Source organism: Streptomyces sp. HmicA12, assembly GCF_000373565.1.
GTDB lineage: Bacteria > Actinomycetota > Actinomycetes > Streptomycetales > Streptomycetaceae > Streptomyces.
On the sequence record NZ_KB891804.1, the window covers coordinates 1 to 16,954 of the forward strand.

17 protein-coding genes and 1 pseudogene are annotated in these 16,954 nt (G+C 71.9%); 8 read left to right on the forward strand and 10 right to left on the reverse strand.

All coding sequences use genetic code 11. The annotated features are described in order from the left end of the window. The first annotated feature begins 475 nt into the window (after window positions 1-475). Window positions 476-1,141, forward strand: a complete 666-nt coding sequence (locus tag B072_RS0113265) for an HAD-IA family hydrolase (RefSeq protein WP_018530436.1) — start codon at window positions 476-478, stop codon at window positions 1,139-1,141. Between the two features lie 30 nt (window positions 1,142-1,171). On the opposite strand, the gene B072_RS43125 is transcribed toward B072_RS0113265, so the two are convergent. Continuing rightward, window positions 1,172-2,077, reverse strand: a complete 906-nt coding sequence (locus B072_RS43125) for a peptidoglycan-binding domain-containing protein (RefSeq protein WP_018530437.1) — start codon at window positions 2,075-2,077, stop codon at window positions 1,172-1,174. 200 nt (window positions 2,078-2,277) lie between these two features. Between B072_RS43125 and B072_RS0113275 the strand changes: the two genes are divergently transcribed. Next, on the forward strand, window positions 2,278-4,383 hold the full coding sequence (locus B072_RS0113275; protein WP_018530438.1) for an MDR family MFS transporter: 2,106 nt from the start codon (window positions 2,278-2,280) through the stop codon (window positions 4,381-4,383). Here the strand turns inward: B072_RS0113275 and B072_RS0113280 are convergent. Then, the gene (locus tag B072_RS0113280; protein ID WP_018530439.1) at window positions 4,367-4,870 is read right to left on the reverse strand and encodes a GNAT family N-acetyltransferase; all 504 of its coding nucleotides are present in this window, start codon (window positions 4,868-4,870) and stop codon (window positions 4,367-4,369) included. The genes B072_RS0113275 and B072_RS0113280 overlap by 17 nt on opposite strands. Window positions 4,871-5,031: 161 nt before the next feature. Between B072_RS0113280 and B072_RS0113285 the strand changes: the two genes are divergently transcribed. After that, the gene (locus tag B072_RS0113285) at window positions 5,032-5,778 is read left to right on the forward strand and encodes a hypothetical protein (protein WP_018530440.1); all 747 of its coding nucleotides are present in this window, start codon (window positions 5,032-5,034) and stop codon (window positions 5,776-5,778) included. A gap of 34 nt (window positions 5,779-5,812) precedes the next feature. Further along, the gene (locus B072_RS48675) at window positions 5,813-6,433 is read left to right on the forward strand and encodes a hypothetical protein (protein WP_018530441.1); all 621 of its coding nucleotides are present in this window, start codon (window positions 5,813-5,815) and stop codon (window positions 6,431-6,433) included. Between the two features lie 130 nt (window positions 6,434-6,563). On the opposite strand, the gene B072_RS0113295 is transcribed toward B072_RS48675, so the two are convergent. The 3 genes and pseudogenes from B072_RS0113295 to B072_RS49120 form a co-directional block, all read right to left on the reverse strand. Continuing rightward, window positions 6,564-6,887, reverse strand: a complete 324-nt coding sequence (locus B072_RS0113295) for an antibiotic biosynthesis monooxygenase family protein (protein WP_018530442.1) — start codon at window positions 6,885-6,887, stop codon at window positions 6,564-6,566. A 30-nt stretch (window positions 6,888-6,917) separates the two neighbouring features. Further along, window positions 6,918-7,292: a DUF6188 family protein gene (locus B072_RS49115; RefSeq protein WP_420707537.1), complete on the reverse strand. Its 375-nt coding sequence runs from the start codon at window positions 7,290-7,292 to the stop codon at window positions 6,918-6,920. Next, window positions 7,275-7,682, reverse strand: a pseudogene (locus tag B072_RS49120) (DUF1992 domain-containing protein); the annotation flags it as partial. The gene B072_RS49115 and the pseudogene B072_RS49120, both read right to left, overlap by 18 nt. 95 nt (window positions 7,683-7,777) lie before the next feature. Here B072_RS49120 and B072_RS0113305 point away from each other — a divergent pair. Next, on the forward strand, window positions 7,778-8,176 hold the full coding sequence (locus B072_RS0113305) for a hypothetical protein (protein WP_018530444.1): 399 nt from the start codon (window positions 7,778-7,780) through the stop codon (window positions 8,174-8,176). Window positions 8,177-8,186: 10 nt separating this feature from the next. Here B072_RS0113305 and B072_RS0113310 read toward each other — a convergent pair whose 3' ends face one another. The 3 genes from B072_RS0113310 to B072_RS0113320 all read right to left on the reverse strand — a co-directional run bounded on the left by B072_RS0113310 (window position 8,187) and on the right by B072_RS0113320 (window position 11,541). Beyond that, on the reverse strand, window positions 8,187-8,861 hold the full coding sequence (locus tag B072_RS0113310; RefSeq protein WP_043243913.1) for an O-methyltransferase: 675 nt from the start codon (window positions 8,859-8,861) through the stop codon (window positions 8,187-8,189). A 5-nt stretch (window positions 8,862-8,866) separates the two neighbouring features. Continuing rightward, window positions 8,867-10,015, reverse strand: a complete 1,149-nt coding sequence (locus B072_RS0113315; protein ID WP_018530446.1) for a DUF2330 domain-containing protein — start codon at window positions 10,013-10,015, stop codon at window positions 8,867-8,869. Window positions 10,016-10,218: 203 nt separating this feature from the next. Continuing rightward, entirely contained in the window at window positions 10,219-11,541 is a 1,323-nt protein-coding gene (locus B072_RS0113320; protein WP_234018848.1) for an MFS transporter, read from the reverse strand. A gap of 560 nt (window positions 11,542-12,101) precedes the next feature. On the opposite strand from B072_RS0113320, the gene B072_RS43140 reads away from it, so the two are divergent. Further along, window positions 12,102-14,108: a bifunctional glycosyltransferase 87/phosphatase PAP2 family protein gene (locus B072_RS43140; RefSeq protein ID WP_018530448.1), complete on the forward strand. Its 2,007-nt coding sequence runs from the start codon at window positions 12,102-12,104 to the stop codon at window positions 14,106-14,108. Here the strand turns inward: B072_RS43140 and B072_RS0113330 are convergent. Beyond that, window positions 14,036-14,467 carry an ATP-binding protein gene (locus tag B072_RS0113330; RefSeq protein WP_018530449.1) on the reverse strand — a complete coding sequence of 144 codons (432 nt, stop codon included), beginning with the start codon at window positions 14,465-14,467 and terminating at the stop codon, window positions 14,036-14,038. The two genes, B072_RS43140 and B072_RS0113330, sit on opposite strands and share 73 nt — an antisense overlap. Window positions 14,468-14,552: 85 nt before the next feature. Here B072_RS0113330 and B072_RS0113335 point away from each other — a divergent pair, with 85 nt between their 5' ends. Continuing rightward, window positions 14,553-15,386: a helix-turn-helix domain-containing protein gene (locus B072_RS0113335; RefSeq protein WP_018530450.1), complete on the forward strand. Its 834-nt coding sequence runs from the start codon at window positions 14,553-14,555 to the stop codon at window positions 15,384-15,386. Next, window positions 15,364-15,627 carry a DUF397 domain-containing protein gene (locus B072_RS0113340; RefSeq protein ID WP_018530451.1) on the forward strand — a complete coding sequence of 88 codons (264 nt, stop codon included), beginning with the start codon at window positions 15,364-15,366 and terminating at the stop codon, window positions 15,625-15,627. Before B072_RS0113335 ends, B072_RS0113340 begins: the two co-directional genes overlap by 23 nt. Here the strand turns inward: B072_RS0113340 and B072_RS0113345 are convergent. Further along, window positions 15,624-16,820, reverse strand: coding sequence for a helix-turn-helix domain-containing protein (locus B072_RS0113345; RefSeq protein WP_018530452.1), 1,197 nt, complete (start codon window positions 16,818-16,820; stop codon window positions 15,624-15,626). The two genes, B072_RS0113340 and B072_RS0113345, sit on opposite strands and share 4 nt — an antisense overlap. Between the last annotated feature and the right edge of the window lie 134 nt (window positions 16,821-16,954).

Genomic DNA, 16,954 nt, shown 5'->3' on the forward strand with positions numbered 1-16,954 from the left:
GGGGGTGGGTGTGGCTGTGCCTGCGGTGAGTTGGGGTGCGGGAGGGGGTGGGTGCGGCTGTGCCTGCGGTGAGTTGGGGCGCGGGAGGGTGTGGCTGCGCCCGCGGGAGGTCGGGTGCGGGAGGGGGTGGAGGTGGGCGAGGGGGTGGGTGCGGGAGGCGGGGGGTGCGCGTTCTTGGGGTCGCCCCCTCCTCCCCTCCCCGTCCCGATCCCCGGGGGCCGCGCCCCCGGATCCCCGCCGCCACCGGTTGTCCGCGAGTGCCGGCCGGTGGGGCTTCTCGCGCCGTTCCTCGCGCCCCTTCGGGGCTCGGAGGGGGCTTTTCGCGCCGCTCCTCGCGCCCCTGGCGGGGCCCGGTGGCGATCTTCCGTGCGCGTTTTGTATCGTGTGGGAACAAAGTGGTTCCCGCCCACTCACCCTGACCGGTGGGCGGGGCCGCCTTGTTCCACCTCACGTCTCCGTTCTCTGGAGCCTGCCGATGACGGCCACGCCCACCGTTCTCTCCGCGCGCGCCCTCCTGCTCGACATGGACGGCACGCTCGTCAACTCCGATGCCGTGGTCGAACGGATCTGGCGGCGCTGGGCCGCGGACCACGGGTTCGACGGGGACGACGTCATGGCGGTCGCGCACGGGCGCCAGGGACACGCCACGATGGCCGAGTTGCTGCCCGGGCGGTCCCAGGAGGAGAACCTCGCCGACAACGCCCGCATGCTCGCCCAGGAGACCGCCGACATGGACGGCGTCGTGCCGGTGCCGGGCGCCGCGGAGTTCCTGGACTCACTCCTCTCGGGCGGGGTGCCGCACGCCCTGGTGACCTCGGCCGACGTGGCGCTGTCGACCGGGCGGATGGCCGCCGCGGGCCTGCCGTATCCGGCGGTGCGGGTCACCGCCGAGAACGTGGGGGCCAGCAAGCCGGACCCCGAGGGGTTCCTCAAGGGGGCCGCCGAACTGGGCATCGCCCCGGCGGACTGCGTCGTCTTCGAGGACTCGGGCGCGGGGATCGCCGCGGGCCGCGCCGCGGGGATGCGCGTCGTCGGCGTGGGGCCCCGCGCCGGGGCGCACGGCCCCACCGTGCACGTGGCCGATCTGCGGAGCGTGCGGGTCGAGGTCTCCGGCGAGGAGATCCTGCTCCACGTGGGGTGAGGGCAGCGCGGGCAGGGCCCCTGCGGGGTACTAGCCCGTCGTCTCGGCCTCCAGCGCCTGGCGGGTCGCCGGGCCGTACGTGCCCGGTGCGTCGCCCCGCACGCCGCGGGCCATCTGGAAGTTGCGGACGCCGAACTCCGTCATGCCGTTGAAGTTGCCGTTCGGTTCGCCCATGTACAGGGCCAATTGCTTGAGGCGGCCCTGGAGTTCGGCGACCTCGGGGCCGTGGTCGCCCCGTTGCAGGACCGTCGGGGCCGCCGCTGCCGAGGTACGGGACGCCGACGGGGACGCGGTGGGGGACGCCGAGGCCGAGCGCGTCGCGGACGGGCTGGACGTGGGGGTCCGGGACGCCGTCGGCGAGGGGGTCGCCGACGGCGCGGAGGCCGACGGTGAGGGCGAGGGGGCGTGACTCGGCGGGCTGGATGCCGCTGAGGCGCTCCGGGTGGCGCTCTCCGGTACCTCGGCCGGCAGGGTCGCCGTCGAGGCGGCCGTGTCCACCGTAGAGGCGTCGTCGCCCCCCGACATGATCAGCACCGACACCAGCGCCACCGCGCTCAGCACTCCGGCGATCGCCGCCAGCAGCAGGACGGGGGCCCGGCGGGCCGGTGGCTCGGGGTCCTCGTCGTCGTGCGGCGCGGCCGCCCCGGTGTACGCGGGCGTGGGTGCGGGCGGACGCGCGTACGGGTCGCAGACGCGCGGCGGCAGCGGCTGCGACGGCTCGGGCAGGGTGACGTAGGGCCGCACGCGGAGCGGAGCGAAGTCGTCCGTTTCGTCGCCGTCCGCCCTGCGGACGTGCTCCCGCGCCTCAGGCCCCGGAGTGCTGCCGGTCCCGCCCTCAGCCGGGTCGCCCGCCTTGGCCGCGGCCTTTGCTTCGGCCTCGTCGTCGGCCCCGTCCCCGATCCGGTCCCCATGTCGGTCGTGTCGGTCCTCGCTCATTTTCCGCCCCCTCCCCGAGAGCCGCCCTCCCCCCGAGAGCTGCAGCGCATTATGCAGACCCCGGGAGCGGGGCGCAGCGCGAGCCCCGGGGAAGAGGGCCGACCGGGGCAGGACTCAACAGGCCAAACCCGGTCACACCTACCAGGATGGGAAGTACCAAGCCCTCGGCCGGTCGGGCCGGGGTGCCCTGGGAGGTGGCCATGAGCAGCCCGGAGAACGGCGACACGGCCGGCATGGCCGGCACCGGCGCCACAGCCGACAACGGCGGCAGCCGTACGCACAGCCCCGCACCCGGCGACACCGCCAAGAGCAGCGGTGTGCTCGTCTCCATCGGCGCGCTGCTGCTCGGCATGCTGCTGGCCGCGCTCGACCAGACGATCGTGTCCACGGCCCTGCCGACGATCGTCAGCGACCTCGGCGGCCTGGAGCACCTGTCGTGGGTCGTGACCGCCTACATGCTGGCGGCCACCGCGGCGACCCCGCTGTGGGGCAAGCTCGGCGACCAGTACGGGCGCAAGAGGCTCTTCCAGATCGCGATCGTGATCTTCCTCGTCGGGTCCGCGCTGTGCGGCATGGCGCAGAACATGGCCGAGCTGATCGGCTTCCGCGCCTTGCAGGGCCTCGGCGGCGGCGGTCTCATGGTGCTGTCCATGGCGATCGTCGGCGACATCGTGCCGCCGCGCGAACGGGGCAAGTACCAGGGCCTGTTCGGCGCCGTCTTCGGCACCACCAGCGTGCTCGGACCGCTGCTCGGCGGACTGTTCACCGAGCACCTCAGCTGGCGCTGGGTCTTCTACGTGAATCTGCCCATCGGCATCGTCGCGCTCGCCGTGATCGCCGCCGCCCTGCACATCCCGGTCCGCTCGCGGAAGCACCGGATCGACTACCTCGGCACCTTCCTCATCGCGTCCGTCGCCACCTGCCTCGTCCTGGTGGCATCGCTCGGCGGGACGACCTGGGCCTGGGGATCGGCCCAGATCATCGGGCTGGCGATCCTCGGCGTCGTGCTGGCCGTCGTCTTCGTGTTCACCGAGTTCCGGGCCGCGGAACCGGTGCTCCCGATGAAGCTGTTCCGGGTCCGCACGTTCACGCTCACCGCCGTCATCAGCTTCGTCGTCGGCTTCGCGATGTTCGGCGCGATGACCTACCTGCCGACGTTCCTCCAGGTCGTGCAGGGCGTCTCGCCGACCATGTCCGGCGTGCACATGCTGCCGATGGTGGCCGGCATGCTCATCTCGTCGACCGCGTCCGGGCAGATCGTCAGCCGCACCGGCCGCTGGAAGGTCTTCCCGATCGCGGGCACCGCCGTGACCACCCTCGGCCTGCTCCTCCTGCACAACCTCACCGAGAACAGCTCCACCTGGCAGATGAGCTGCTACTTCTTCGTCTTCGGCTTCGGGCTCGGCCTCGTCATGCAGGTGCTCGTCCTCATCGTGCAGAACGCCGTCCCGTACGAGGACCTGGGCGTCGCCACCTCCGGCGCGACCTTCTTCCGCTCCATCGGCGCCTCCTTCGGCGTCGCGATCTTCGGCACCATCTTCACCAACCGGCTGAGCGGCAAGCTGAGTTCGGCCCTGGCGGGGCAGCAGCTACCGCCCGGCGTCACGCCGGACTCGCTGAGCGCGGACCCGCGCGGCATCGCCGAACTGCCCGCCGCGCTCCAGCCGCCCGTGCTGCACGCGTTCGCGACCTCGATCACCGATGTCTTCGTCTACGCCGTGCCGGTCACCCTGGTCGCCTTCGCGCTGGCCTGGTTCCTGCGCGAGGACAAGCTGCGCGGCTCCGTCACCGCGCCGGACGTGACCGAGACGCTCGCCTCCAACCCGGTCCACCGGTCGTCGTACGACGAGTGCGCGCGGGCCCTGTCGACGCTCGGGACGCGCGAGGGGCGGCGCGCGATCTACGAGAAGATCACCGCGCGGGCGGGCTACGACCTGCTGCCCGCGGCCAGTTGGCTCGTCCTGCGCATCAACCGGTGCGGCTGGGCCGAGCCCGCCGCCCTCGCCGAGCGCAGCGCCGTACCGCTGCCCGTGATCATCGAGGCGGCCCGCCAGGTCGAGGAGCGGCGGCTCGCCGTGCGCGAAGGACTCGACCTGGTCCTGACGGACGAGGGACGCGAGGTCGCGGCGCGCCTCGGCCGGGCCCGCGAGGAGTCCCTCGCCGAGCTGCTCGGAGACTGGTGGGGTCCCGAACGGCCCACGGATCTGCGGCAGTTGGTGTCCGAGCTGAACGCGGAGATGTGCGGCTCTGACGCGGAGCGGCCGCACGACGGAGCGACGAAGCAGGCGGTCAGGCCAGCCGCTTGAGGAACCAGTGCTCGGCGTACCTGTCGTCGTTGTGCGGCGCGGTCTCCTCGTAGCCGAGCCGGGCGTACAGGGCACGGGCCTCGGTCAGGTCGCCCCGGGTGTCGAGCCGGACGCGCGCGGCGCCGAGCGCGCGGGCCGCGTCCTCGGCGGCGCCCACGAGCAGCGCCGCGCCGCCCTTGCCGCGCAGTTCCTCCCGTACGTAGACCCGGGTGAGCTCCGCCGTGTCGGCGTCCACCATCAGCACCCCGGCGGTGCCCGCGGGCTCGCCGCCGTGCCGGGCGACGAGCAACTGCCCGCCGGGCGCCTTGAGTCGGCTCCCGCTGTCGGCCGCGATCCCGCGCTCCAGCTCCGCCGGGTCCGTGCGCCGCCCCTCGTGCAGCAGGTACCAGCGGTCGCTCACCTCCGTGTAGTACGCGCGCCAGAGCGCGGCGGACACCGCGGAGTCGTACGGCTCGGGGGAGACGGTCCAGAGGGAGGCGGAGTGCATGGGGGGATTGTGGGGGTGGCGGGGCGGGTGTGCGCAAGCCGTTTCCCGACCGGTCGGGCGTGGTCTGTTTGATTCGGTCACGGGCGGTCACCCGGTGCGGAGCAGCACAGTTCGCAGATCCCAGTTTCGAGGGATACCACCGGGAAGGTCGGGAGACACCCATGTCCACAGGCGTGATCATCGCTCTGATCGTGGTGGGGATCGTGGTCGTCGTCGCGGCGGGAATCTTCGCCGCGCGCACCGCGCCCCGCGGCGGGCGCGGCCTCAGGCGCCGCTTCGGCCCCGAGTACGACCGGGAGGTGGCCCGGCACGACGGCGACACCAAGGCCGCCGAGCGCGAGCTGGCCGAACGGGTACGGCAGCACGGTTCGTTGCGTGAGCGGCCCCTGGAGCCCGCCGCGCACGAGCGGTACCTGGCGCGCTGGGCCGAGGCCCAGGAGCGGTTCGTCGCGTCCCCCTCCGAGGCGGTCGCCGAGGCGGACCTGATCCTGGCGGATCTCGCCAAGGACCGTGGCTTCCCCGACGCGGGCAGCTACGACGAGCAGCTCGCCGCGCTGTCGGTCCACCACGGTCCGCAGGTCGACGGCTACCGCCGCGTGCACCGGGCGGCACACGCCCGGCCGGGCCGCGCCGAGGAGAGCCGCGCGGGTACGGAGGAACTGCGCACGGCGATGGTCGACGCGCGGGCCCTGTTCGACGTACTGCTCGGCACGGAACACCGCACGACGGGCCGGCGCCACGACGAGACGCGCCACGACGAGACGCGGCGCGACGAGCGCCACGACGAGACGCGCCTTGACGGCGCGCGGCACGACGGGACTGGACACGACGAAGCGGCGGGGCGCGGCGACGACGCGTCGCCCGATCGGAAGCACGCCCTCAAGGGGCGCCTGTCCAAGGGCAATTGACTTTTCCGAAGGCAATGAGGGGAGCTGACGAGTGATGGCGGACATCGACCGCACGCGACGTGAAGACATCGGACAGGACCGCACCGGTCAGGCCGGTCAGGCCGATCGAGCGGCACAGGCCCGCTTCGGTCAGGAACGAACCGGTCAGGAACGAGCCGGTCAGGACGGCATGGGCCAGGACCGGGAACAGGACCAGAGCGTGCCGCGGCAGGGCGGGCCGGGGCCGACGCAGAGTCCGGGCCCGATACCCGAGCGGCCCGCGACCCCCGCGCCGGGCACAAGCGGCACACCGAAGACGGCCGAGGGGGCGGCCCCGCCGGTCGCGGCCCGTGAGATCCGTGAGAGCCGCGAAGGGCGCGAGCACCACCACGGCGACAGCCACGGCGTGGCCACGGAGCTGGTGTCCACGGACACCCGCGACGAGCTGACCGGCCGGTTGCGGCACGCGGTCAGCGGTTTCGTCGACCAGCCCCGCGCCTCCGTCGAGGAGGCCGACCACGTCCTGGAGGACCTGGCGACCCGCCTGGCCGAGAACCTCGCCGGGCACCGTCGCACCCTCCGCACGTCCTGGGAGGGTTCCACCGAGGACACCGAGAAGCTGCGGCTCGCGCTGCGCGACTACCGGGAGACGGCGGAGCGGCTGCTGAAGCTGTGACGCCCGCACCACCCGCATCACCCGCACCACCACGTGCGTGACCGGCTGCCCCGCGCCTCGGACGACGGCGCGGGGCAGCCGTATGCCCCCGGGGACGGGGACGGGGACGGGGACGGGGCGGCGCCGCGCGTCAGGCGCTCTTCGGCGCCGCCTGCTGCACGACCTCGAAGGACCACACCGCGGCGCTGCTCGACGCCGGCTTGGGGCGGTCGGCGTCCTGCGGGCCCTGGTGGGCCGACTTCATCGGGCCCTCCATCCACGCCTGGAACGACTCCTCGTCACGCCACCGCGTGTAGACCAGGTAGTCGTCGGTGCCCTCGATGGGGCGCAGCAGCTCGAACCACTCGAAGCCGTCCGAGTTCTCCACCGCGCCGGCGCGGGACGCGAAGCGCTTCTCCAGGATCTCCCGCTGTTCGGCGGGAACGGTCAGGACGTTGATCTTGACGATGCTCATGGGCTCATCCTGCCGCAGGGCCGGTACGGGTCAGGTGAGCGGGTTGCCCCGCGGATCCGTGACGCTCCACGCCCGCCCGTCGAGGCCGGGGTCGGGGGCCACGGTCAGCCGGGTGCCGTCGGAGAACTCCAAGACCAGATGGCCGTCCGGGCGGGCGACGGCCGAGGTCGTCACCGTGCCGAACAGGGCGAGCGCGGGAGCGACCAGCTGTTCGCCGGGGACAAGGGTGGCGGCCGGGCCTTCCGCGCCCTCCAGGCGGGCCGTCGCCGCGACGACGAGCAGCGCCTCGGCGTCGTGCGCGTCGTCGGCGGCGGCCTCGCCGAGCAGGAACGTGAGCCGGTGGTCGACCCGCACCTGGCGGACGGTGAGTCCCGTGACGGGCAGCCGTCGCCCCTCGCGGTCGATCCGCCACTGCCGTACGGCCTCGTCCACGTCGTACGGCTTCAGGCCGAGCGGCGGGCCGGGCGGCGGCTTGAACATCATGTCGCGGATCTTGTCGTTGAGCTCCGTGAGGACGCGGCGGACCGTGTGCTCGGAGGCCGTCCGCGGGAGCGCCGCGAAGGTGTCCTCGACCTCTTTGCGCAGGGCCAGGGACGGGGGCAGCACCGAGAGGCCCTCGCGGGCCATCTTCCGTTTGATCCACCAGTTCTCGTCGTACGTGGTGGAGTCGTCGCCGGGCGCGAAGGGTTTGCCCGCGCCGGGCAGGGCGGAGAAGTCGCCTCGGCGCTCGGCCTCGCGGATCTGCTTGTCGACGAATGACTCGAAGCTGACGCCGGGTGGTTTGCGTTCGGTCATACGTGCATTGTCCCGCAGACGGCTCCGGGCGGATCGTAGGGGCTTAGGATGCGGCCGCTACATGAGGCGCGCGACGTGAACGCTGGGGGAGTGCGGTGCTCGAACTGACCATGGCCACGGTGGCCGGAGCCGACGCGGGGGCCACGGCCGGCATGGTGATGGCCGAGGCGCCGAGCGAACCGGGGGCGGTGTTGCGGGTGGGGCGGGACGGCAGCGTGTGCCGGCTCGCCACGCCGGAGGACTGGCTGTTCGTGTCGCGGGTGCACCTGGAGTTCCGGTGCGGGCCGAACGGGGAGTGGAGCGTGTTCTGGCTGCGCGGCTCGCAGGCGGACCCGTCGTCGGAGGTGCGGGTGCGGCTCGGGACGCAGGGTCCCGGCCAACCGCTGTCGTACGGAGGGGCGTTGACGCTTCCGCACGGCGGCTCCGGTGAGGTCGTCGTCCTCGACCGGAGCGGGCCGCGCAGTGTGAACGTGGGCTTCTATCACGAGACGTGAGCCGTCCCGGTCAGCCGATCACGTACGCCAGGGCGAAGCCGTCGTGGCCCTTCGCGCCCACCGTCTGGATCGCCGTGGCGTCCAACTTCGGGTGGTCGGCGAGGAGTTGCAGGGCACTGCGGGTGCCGATGACGTCCGGGTCGGTGTTCTCGGGGTCCGCGACGCGGCCGCCGCGCACTACGTTGTCGACGACGATCACGCTGCCGGGGTGGGTCAGACGCAGCGCCCACTCCAGGTAGTTCGGGTTGTTGGCCTTGTCCGCGTCGATGAAGACCAGGTCGAAGTCCCGCTTCTCGTCACGGAGTCGGGGAAGCGAGTCGAGGGCGGCGCCGACCCGCACCTCGACCGTCTTGTCCAGGCCCGCCCGCGCGATGTTGGCGCGGGCCACCTCCGCGTGGCGCGGGCTGCACTCCAGGGTGATCAGGGAGCCGTCGGCGGGCAGCGCGCGGGCCAGCCAGATGGTGCTGTAGCCGCCGAGCGTGCCGATCTCCAGGATGTGCCGGGCGCCCTGGATCCGGGCGAGCAGGTGCAGCAGTTTTCCGTGGGTGGCCGAGACGCTGATGCTGGGCAGGCCCGCCGCGTCGCTGTCGGCGAGCGCGGCCGCGAGGGCCTCGTCGGCCGGTGCCAGCAGATCGCTGAGGTAGGTGTCCACCGCCGTCGAGGTCTGCGGTTGTGGTGTGGTCATGGACGTCAGCCTAGGGGCGGCGGCACGGTCACGGGCGGCGGCGCGATCACCGGGCGGCGCCGGTGCGCGCGGCGCACGAGCAGCAGGGCGGCAAGGGCCGCCGCGAGCGTGCCGAGGACCGTCAGGAGCCACACGGGCATGCCGGGGCCGACCGTGAGCAGTTCGTTCTTCCAGATGATCGTGCGGTACGGGGTGTCGTGCGCCGCACGCCGCAGCTCGTGGTCGCCGCCGATCGCGGCCGGGATCCCGAACTCCTGGGTGTAGGCCGTCAAGTACGGGGTGTCGCGCGCCAGTTGTTCCAGCGCGCCGTGGGTGGCGGTGAGCCGGCCCGCGTACGTCACCTTCGGTGCGGAGCCGCCGATCGCCGAGCGGGGTTCCATGCGGTGGCGGGCCAGGACGTACAGGTTGAGGTGCTGGGAATCGCGGGCCAGCCGTGACAGCCGCATCGGATAGACGAGGCGGTCGCTGGCGAAGGTGAGGTGCAGCGGGTCGAGCTGCCCGGCGAGGGTCCGGCCCTTCTCCTCGGGGGCGAGGCGGATCGCGACGTACTCCCAGCCCTGATCGACGTACGGCTGAAGGGCCTTGCTCAGGCGTTCGGGGAGCCGGAAGCCGTTCTCCTTCAGCCAGTCGGCGAGGGCGTCGGGGTCGGTGGCGGTGAGGCGGGCGACGTCGAACGGGCCGAGGTGCTCACGCCCGACGACGCCCACGCCGGAGCCGGGGGCCGGGGCGGAGGGCGCGGCGGCGCCGTCGCCCGCATTCCCGCCGTCGAACGGCCAGTCGTCGCCGCGCGGCCAGAAGTGGTGCCGGGTCCGGTGCTCGGGCTCGGTCGCCTCGGCGAGCTGCGTGAACAGCTCGGGGTCGCCGAGTTCGACGTCCGCGCGGTGTGGGACCGGCATGATCCAGGCGGCGGCGCGGCCGGTGCCGCCCATCGACAGGCGCATCACGATCTGTTCGGTGCGGCCGTCCCAACTGACCGCCGACGTCTCCTCGTTGACGAAGATCCGCTCGCCGTCGCGCGGCACCATCGCGCCGCAGCCGCAGGCGTAGGCCGGTGCGGCCAGCCAGGCCAGCTGGAGCGCGAGCACGCTCAGGGCGACGAGCAGGGCCCTGGCCCGGGTGGTGAGGGGTGGCGCGGGAGTCGCGGGTGGCGTCATGCGCGTAGCGACGGGGGCGGTCGTGGGGGTGGTTCCTGCCGTTACCCGACCGTTGCGCGGTGCGCCCCGCAGGGGCGCGGGGCTGTATCGATGTGCGGCTCCGCCGCGTGGGCATGCTCAGCCACGGAAAAGCCGCGGTCGCGTCTGCTCTGTCGATGAGCAGACGCGACTGCGGCCCGTACGCGTCACGGGGTGCCGAACAATCAGACGGCCGGCGGCGAACCAGGAAGCGGCCGGCCCGCGGACTCCCGCATCCGCCAGGCCGCGATTCCGCCGATGACGGCCGCGGCCATCATGTAGTACGCCGGGATCATCAGGTTCCCCGTGCCGGCGATCAGCGCGGCGGCGACCAGCGGGGTCGTGCCGCCGAACAGCGAGACCGACAGGTTGAAGCCCACGGACAGCGAGCCGTAGCGGACCTTCGTCGGGAACAGGGCCGGCAGCGTCGACGGCATCGACGACGTGAAGCCGACGAGCAGCAGTCCGAGGGCCGCGAGGCCGACGGCGATCGCCCAGGTCGAGCCCGCCTGGATCAGCAGCAGGGCCGGGACCGAGAGCAGCAGGAAGCCGACGCAGGCGCCGCCGATCACCTTGCGGTGGCCGAAGCGGTCGTTGGCCATGCCCATCGGGAGCTGCACGACCATCATCAGCAGCATGACGCCGATCAGGATGATCGTGCCGTGCGTGGCGTCGTAGTGCAGCTCCTCGCTCAGGAACGTGGGCATGTACGACAGCAGCATGTAGTCGGTGACGTTGAAGACGAGGACCAGGGCGATGCACGCGGCCATCGCACCGGCGTTGCCGACGAACATCTCCTTGATCTTCGGCTTCGGGAAGGACTTCTCCTTCGCCTCGGCCTCCTGCGTCAGCTTCTTGAAGGCGGGGGTCTCTTCGAGCTTCATCCGCACGTACAGACCGACCAGGCCGATCGGACCGGCGATCAGGAACGGGATGCGCCAGCCCCAGCTGTACAGGGAGTCGGACGGCAGCGTCGTGATCAGGACGGTCGCGAGCGTCGCACCGGCCACGTAACCGGCGTTCGTGCCCAGCTCCAGGAACGAGCCGAAGAAGCCGCGGCGCTTGTCCGGCGCGTACTCGGCGATGAACGTGCACGCGCCGCCGTACTCACCACCGGTCGAGAAGCCCTGCACCATGCGGGCCACGATCAGCAGCACCGGCGCCCACACGCCGATCGCCCCGTACGACGGGATCAGGCCGATCGCGAAGGTGCCCGCCGCCATCATGATCATGGTGATGGCGAGGACCTTCTGCCGGCCGATGCGGTCGCCGAGCGGGCCGAAGAAGGCACCGCCGATGGGGCGCACCAGGAAGGCGGCGGCGAACGTGCCGAGCGTGGCCAGGACCTGGGCGGTGCTGGACGCGGCCGGGAAGAAGACGTGGCCGAGCGTCGCGGTCAGGTAGCCGTAGACACCGAAGTCGAACCATTCCATCGCGTTGCCGAGTGCCGCCGCCTTCACCGCGCGCTTCACGAGCGTGGGGTCGGTGACGGTGACGTCTTGATTCACGTTCTCGGCCGAGGTGCGGCCCCGCGCGGAGACGTGGGGCCTGCTGGTACTGGGTGCGATGGAAGCGGCGCTCGACAAGGTCTCGCTCGCCTGCCTTTCGTGGGGGGCAACGGCAAGGCCGCTCACGCGTCAGCGGAACGGCCGAAAGCGACCATAGGGGGCGCCTCGATCATCGCGCAGCGTGCCCAATCGGCTACGCTGCGCGCTTAAACCGTCTCCGGCCAGGCAAAACGCACATCGTCACAAGCGCCCCGATCGGGCAAACCTGTGATCTATGTCGCGGAACCGGACCCGTGCAACATGCAACGAAGTGGTCCGGGCCACTGTTCTCACCGCCGCCCTCAACGGCATCTTCCGGTCAAATCCGGAGGGACAAGCAGGTGAAGCAGGGGTTGCCTGCGTCTCACACCGAGGAGGCGGTGTGCAGCTCCGACGAAGACGATGAAGAAGAACGATGACGGCGATGACGACCACGGGGAAGACGGGACGGCGGGCGGCGCGTGGCGAATGTGGAGCACAGGGGGCCGGTGTCGGGATCCGCGGGAGCGGTGACCGGGCGGATGAGCGCCGCGCGCGCGGGGCTGTGGCTGGTCGCCGCCGTGCTCGCGGTGCGCCAGCTCGTCGCGGTCCTGAGCACCCCGCGGGGTGAGCGCCTCGCCGATCTGGAGACCTGGATCGGGCCCCAGGGGGTGTTGCACGTCAAGGGCTCCCTGTACGACGCGCCCGACCGGTTCACCGGCACCCCGTTCGCCGGCCTCGTCCTCAAGCCGCTCTCCCGCGCCGCCGAGCAGGCCCTCGGCTGGGGCTGGACGTTCGGCTCGCTCGCCCTCGTCGTGGTCCTCGGCCTGGTCGCCGCGCGCGCCCTGCCGCAGCCCGTGTCCCGCCGTACGTCGCTGCTGGCCGCGCCCGTCGCGATCAGTCTGCTGATGCTGTCGCTGCCGGTGCGCGACGCGTTCACCACCGGCCAGACCAGCATCATCCCGGTGCTCCTCGTCCTGCTCGGCTGCTTCACCGTGCGCGGGGAGAAGGCGTCCGGCGTCCTCATCGGCGTGGCCGCCGCCCTCCAGCCGACGGTCCTGCTGTTCGCGCCGCTCCTCTGGTTCACGGGCCGCAGACGCGCCGCCGTCTCCTCGGGCGTCACCTTCGCCGCCGCGACCGGCCTCGCCTGGGCCGCGATGCCGCACGACGCGTGGACGTACTGGGTGCACCACCTGGCGGGCGCGGGGCTCGCCACCAACCCGGCGGCCAACGCCAACCAGTCGCTGCACGGCATGCTGCTCCGCTTCGGCATCGAGGGGCCGCTGGAGATCGCCCTGTTCGCGCTGCTCTCCGTCACCGTCGCGGCGCTCGGCCTGCGCCGCGCGGTCAGGTACGCGCGCGACGGGCAACTGCTGCTCGCCGTCGCGATCACCGGCTGCGTGGCGGTCGCCGTCTCCCCGACGACGTGGCAGCACCAGCTGCTGTGGGTACTGCTCGCGGTCGTCGGGCAGGTCGGCAAGCGGGCCTCCGACCGGTACATGTGGCCGGTGCTCGTCGTCCTCGCGCTGACGCTGCCGTCGAAGATGATGCTGCCGAACATGACGTTCCTGGAGCCGGTCCGGGACAACATCGTGCTCATCGCCGCGCTCGCCGCCGCGTGCGCCGTCCCCTTCCTCTCCCGCACCTCGCCCCTGTTCCGCACCCCGCTCCCGACGGACTACGCGGCGCCGGTGCCCGCCCGCTGGACGTGGGTGCCGCTGGTCCCGGTCTGGCGCCGGGTCGTGGCGCGGCCGAACCTGATCCTCGAACTGCTCCTCATCCGCGTCGGCTACTCCGCGTACCAGCAGGTGCGGCTCGCGGCGACCGGCGGCACGATCTCCGGCGGCCGGGCCACCGCCGAGGCGCACGGCCACCAGGTCCACTCGATCGAGAAGTTCCTGCACCTCGACATCGAGCACTGGGTCAACCACGCCGTCGTCCAGCACGCCACCTGGCTCAAGGACTTCTTCAACTTCTACTACACGTCGTTCCACTTCGTGGTCCCGCTCAGCCTGCTCGCCTACATGTACGTCCGCCGCCCCGCCGACTACCGCTGGGCCCGCTCGGCCCTCGGCTTCGCGACGCTGCTCGCCCTCATCGGTTTCTGGGCGTACCCGCTCGCGCCGCCGCGCCTCATGCCGGGCCTCGGCTTCATCGACACCGTCCACGGCGCCCAGGACTTCTCGAAGCCGAACTACGGCACCCTGACCCAGCTCACCAACCAGTACGCGGCGATGCCGTCCCTGCACTTCGGCTGGTCCCTGTGGTGCGGCATCGTGATCGTGGTCCTCGCCCGCCGCAAGTGGGTCAAGGCCCTCGGCCTCATCCACCCGCTGTGCACGGTCTCCGCGATCGTCGCGACCGGCAACCACTGGATCCTCGACGCGGTGGGCGGCGCGACCGTCGTCGGCATCGGCTTCTTCCTCACGTACGCGCTCCAGGGCCCCCGGGTCCGGACGGTGACGGCCGCCGCCGCTCAGGCGGAGCCGGACGGCGAGTCCCCGGGTGCGCACTCGAACCAGACCATCTTGCCGACCGCCAAGGGCTGAACGCCCCACTTGGTCGCCACCGCCGCGACGATGGCGAGGCCCCGGCCGTGCTCGGCGTACGGGTCCGACAACTCCCGTGTGCCGTCCGCTAGTTGCGGCCCGTCGTCGGTCACCTCCGCGCGTACGTACCCGGCCTCCGTGTCATGGTGCAGCCGCACCTCGGCGCGGGCGCCGGGTACGTGCCGTACGACGTTGGACAGCAGTTCCGTGACGCCGAGCGCCATGTCGTCGGCCAGCTCCTGAGGCACCGACCAGTCGCCGCACAGCCGGTGGATGATGCGGCGCACATGACGGGCCGAGTGGGTGCCGACGGTGAGGCTCAGCGAGTAGATGTGGTGCTGCTCGATTTGCTCGTTCACGGTACGAGCGTGACGAGCCGTGACTACGCTGTGCAATCGACCGAATACAACGGGCCCGCGGGTGGGCCGAGTTGAGGGGGCTTGCGTGGTCCACATCAACGTCCTCGACCCGAGCGCGTCGCCGCTCGATTACTACGGCTTTGAGCTGCGGCGCCATCGCGAGGCCGCGGGCCTGACGCAGAAGCAGCTCGGGCAGATCGTCAATTACACCGGCTCGCTGGTGGGGCAGATCGAGACCGCCAGGAAGCTGCCGACCCCCGAGTTCAGCGAGCGGTGCGATGCCGCGCTGGGGACGGACGGGTTGCTGTCGCGGCTCGTCGGCCTCGTGCTGCGGTCCCAACTGCCCTTGTGGTTCCAGCAGGTTGCGGAGCTGGAGGCGCGGGCCGAGGAGATCTGTACGTTCCAGACGCACATGGTGCACGGCCTGTTGCAGACGCGGGCCTACGCGCGTGCGGTGCTCGGCGTGATGGACCGAGAGAACCTCGACGACCGCACGGAGGTGCGGCTCGCGCGTCAGCGGATCCTGGAGAAGGACGAGCCGCCGGTCCTGTGGGTGATCCTCGGCGAGACCGCGCTACGACAGGAGATCGGCGCCGGACCGGAAGTGATGCGGGGCCAACTCGCGCACCTGTTGGCCTACGAGGCGCATCCTTACGTGAATGTGCAGGTGCTGCCGTTCAGCGCGGGTGCGCATGCGGGTATGACAGGGCCGTACAACCTCTACCGCTTCCCGAGCGACCCGCCCATCGTCTACACCGAGGGCTATGGGCAAGGGCATCCGACCGCCAACCCGACCACGGTCAAGAACTGTTCGCTCCGTTACGATCACTTGCAGGCGGCCGCCTTGTCCATCGCGGACTCGGCTCAGCTGATCCGGCGCGTGATGGAGGAACACTATGGCGAGCATCCAGTGGCGTAAGTCGAGCTACAGCAGCGATCAGGGCGGCGAGTGCGTGGAGTGCGCGCCGCTCGGAGCGCTCGCCTGGGGCAAGTCCAGCTACAGCAGCGACCAGGGCGGCGACTGCGTAGAGATCGCCGGAACCCCCTGCACCGCCGTCGCCGTCCGCGACTCGAAGAACCCGGCCGGTCCGAGTCTCACGTTCACCCCGGAGGCGTTCGGACGGTTCGTCGCGGGGTGCGTGAACTCCCCGGCGCTTTAGGAGTCGTTGAGGTGCAGCGCCCGTAGCGCCGCCTCCATGGCGAAGCGGTGGGCCGGGTCGTCCAGGCGGTCGCCGAAGTGGGCGTCGAGGTTGCGCAGGCGGTAGCGGACCGTCTGGGCGTGCACGCCGAGGACCTCGCCGACCTGGTCCGCGGTGCCGCGCGTGGTCAGCCAGGCGTGCAGGGTCTCCACGAGGCGGGCGCGGCGGGAACCCGAGGCCTTGTCGAGCGGGGCCAGCTCCCGCGCGGCGATCTCCTTGACCAGCGCGGGGTCGGCGAGCAGCCAGAGCGTCACCAAGTGATCGGCGCAGTCGAGGACTTGGGAATCGGCAACGATGTCATCGTCGGCGAACTGAAGCACCCGGCGGGCCCAGCGCAGCGAGTCGGCGGCCTGCTCGGTGGGCACGGTCAGACCGATGGCGTACGAGCTGCCGGGGGCGGTGGCCGTCAGCATGGCGCGGCGTTCCGGGGTGAGCGGGCCGGGAATCAGGAGGTGCGGCTGCGGTGCGCCGAGATCCGCGAGGACATCGATGGCCAGACCCGCCTGGAGGTGCTCGGCCGGCGTCCGTAAGGCGATCATGGTCACTTCGGCCGGAAGAGGCCAACCCGCCTGCTCACACAGGCTGTTGATGGTGGTGTGCGTCAGCGGAGTGCCCGCGAGCAGCAGGTGCAGTAACCGTCTTCGCAGCACCTCTCCCGCCGCGCCCGCCTTCGACTGCACCTCCATGTACCCCTCGTGGGAGAGGGCTTCGAGCTCGCCGATGTAGGCGAAGACGGCCTCGGCGAAGGTCAGCAGGAGGGTGGGGGAGAGGTCGAAGCGGCGGCCCAGGTCCTTCGCGCGGCGCAGGGCGACCCGGGCGCCGAGCCGGTAGGCGCCCTGGAGGGTGGCCAGGTCCCGGCCCTCGTACGCCTCAACTCTGCCGAACGTGCGGAGCAGTTCGTCGCGGGTCGCGGTGGAGGCGTTGGGGTCGGCGACGCGGTCCACGAAGGCGTTCAGGCTCTGCTCGACGCCCTGCCGGATGGCCGTCTCGTTCGGTCCGCTCAGCAGCGCGGCGTACTCCGGGAACGCGCGCGTGACCTCGACCTTGATCTCCTTGAGCAGGCCGGGGAGTTCGGGACGCATGATGCGGGCGAACTCCCGGGGCAGCGGTACCGGGGGTTCCTCGACATCCGTCGTGTGCGCAGGCAGGGACATGGCCGCGTCCTCCCTCGTGCGGGCGCCGGGTGGGGGTCGGGCGGACCGGCGCAGGGCTGCGCTGTCCCGCCCGCCAGGTGCGTACCAATGGGGCTAATGAAAATTAGAACAACTACTGTGCGTTGTACATCTGT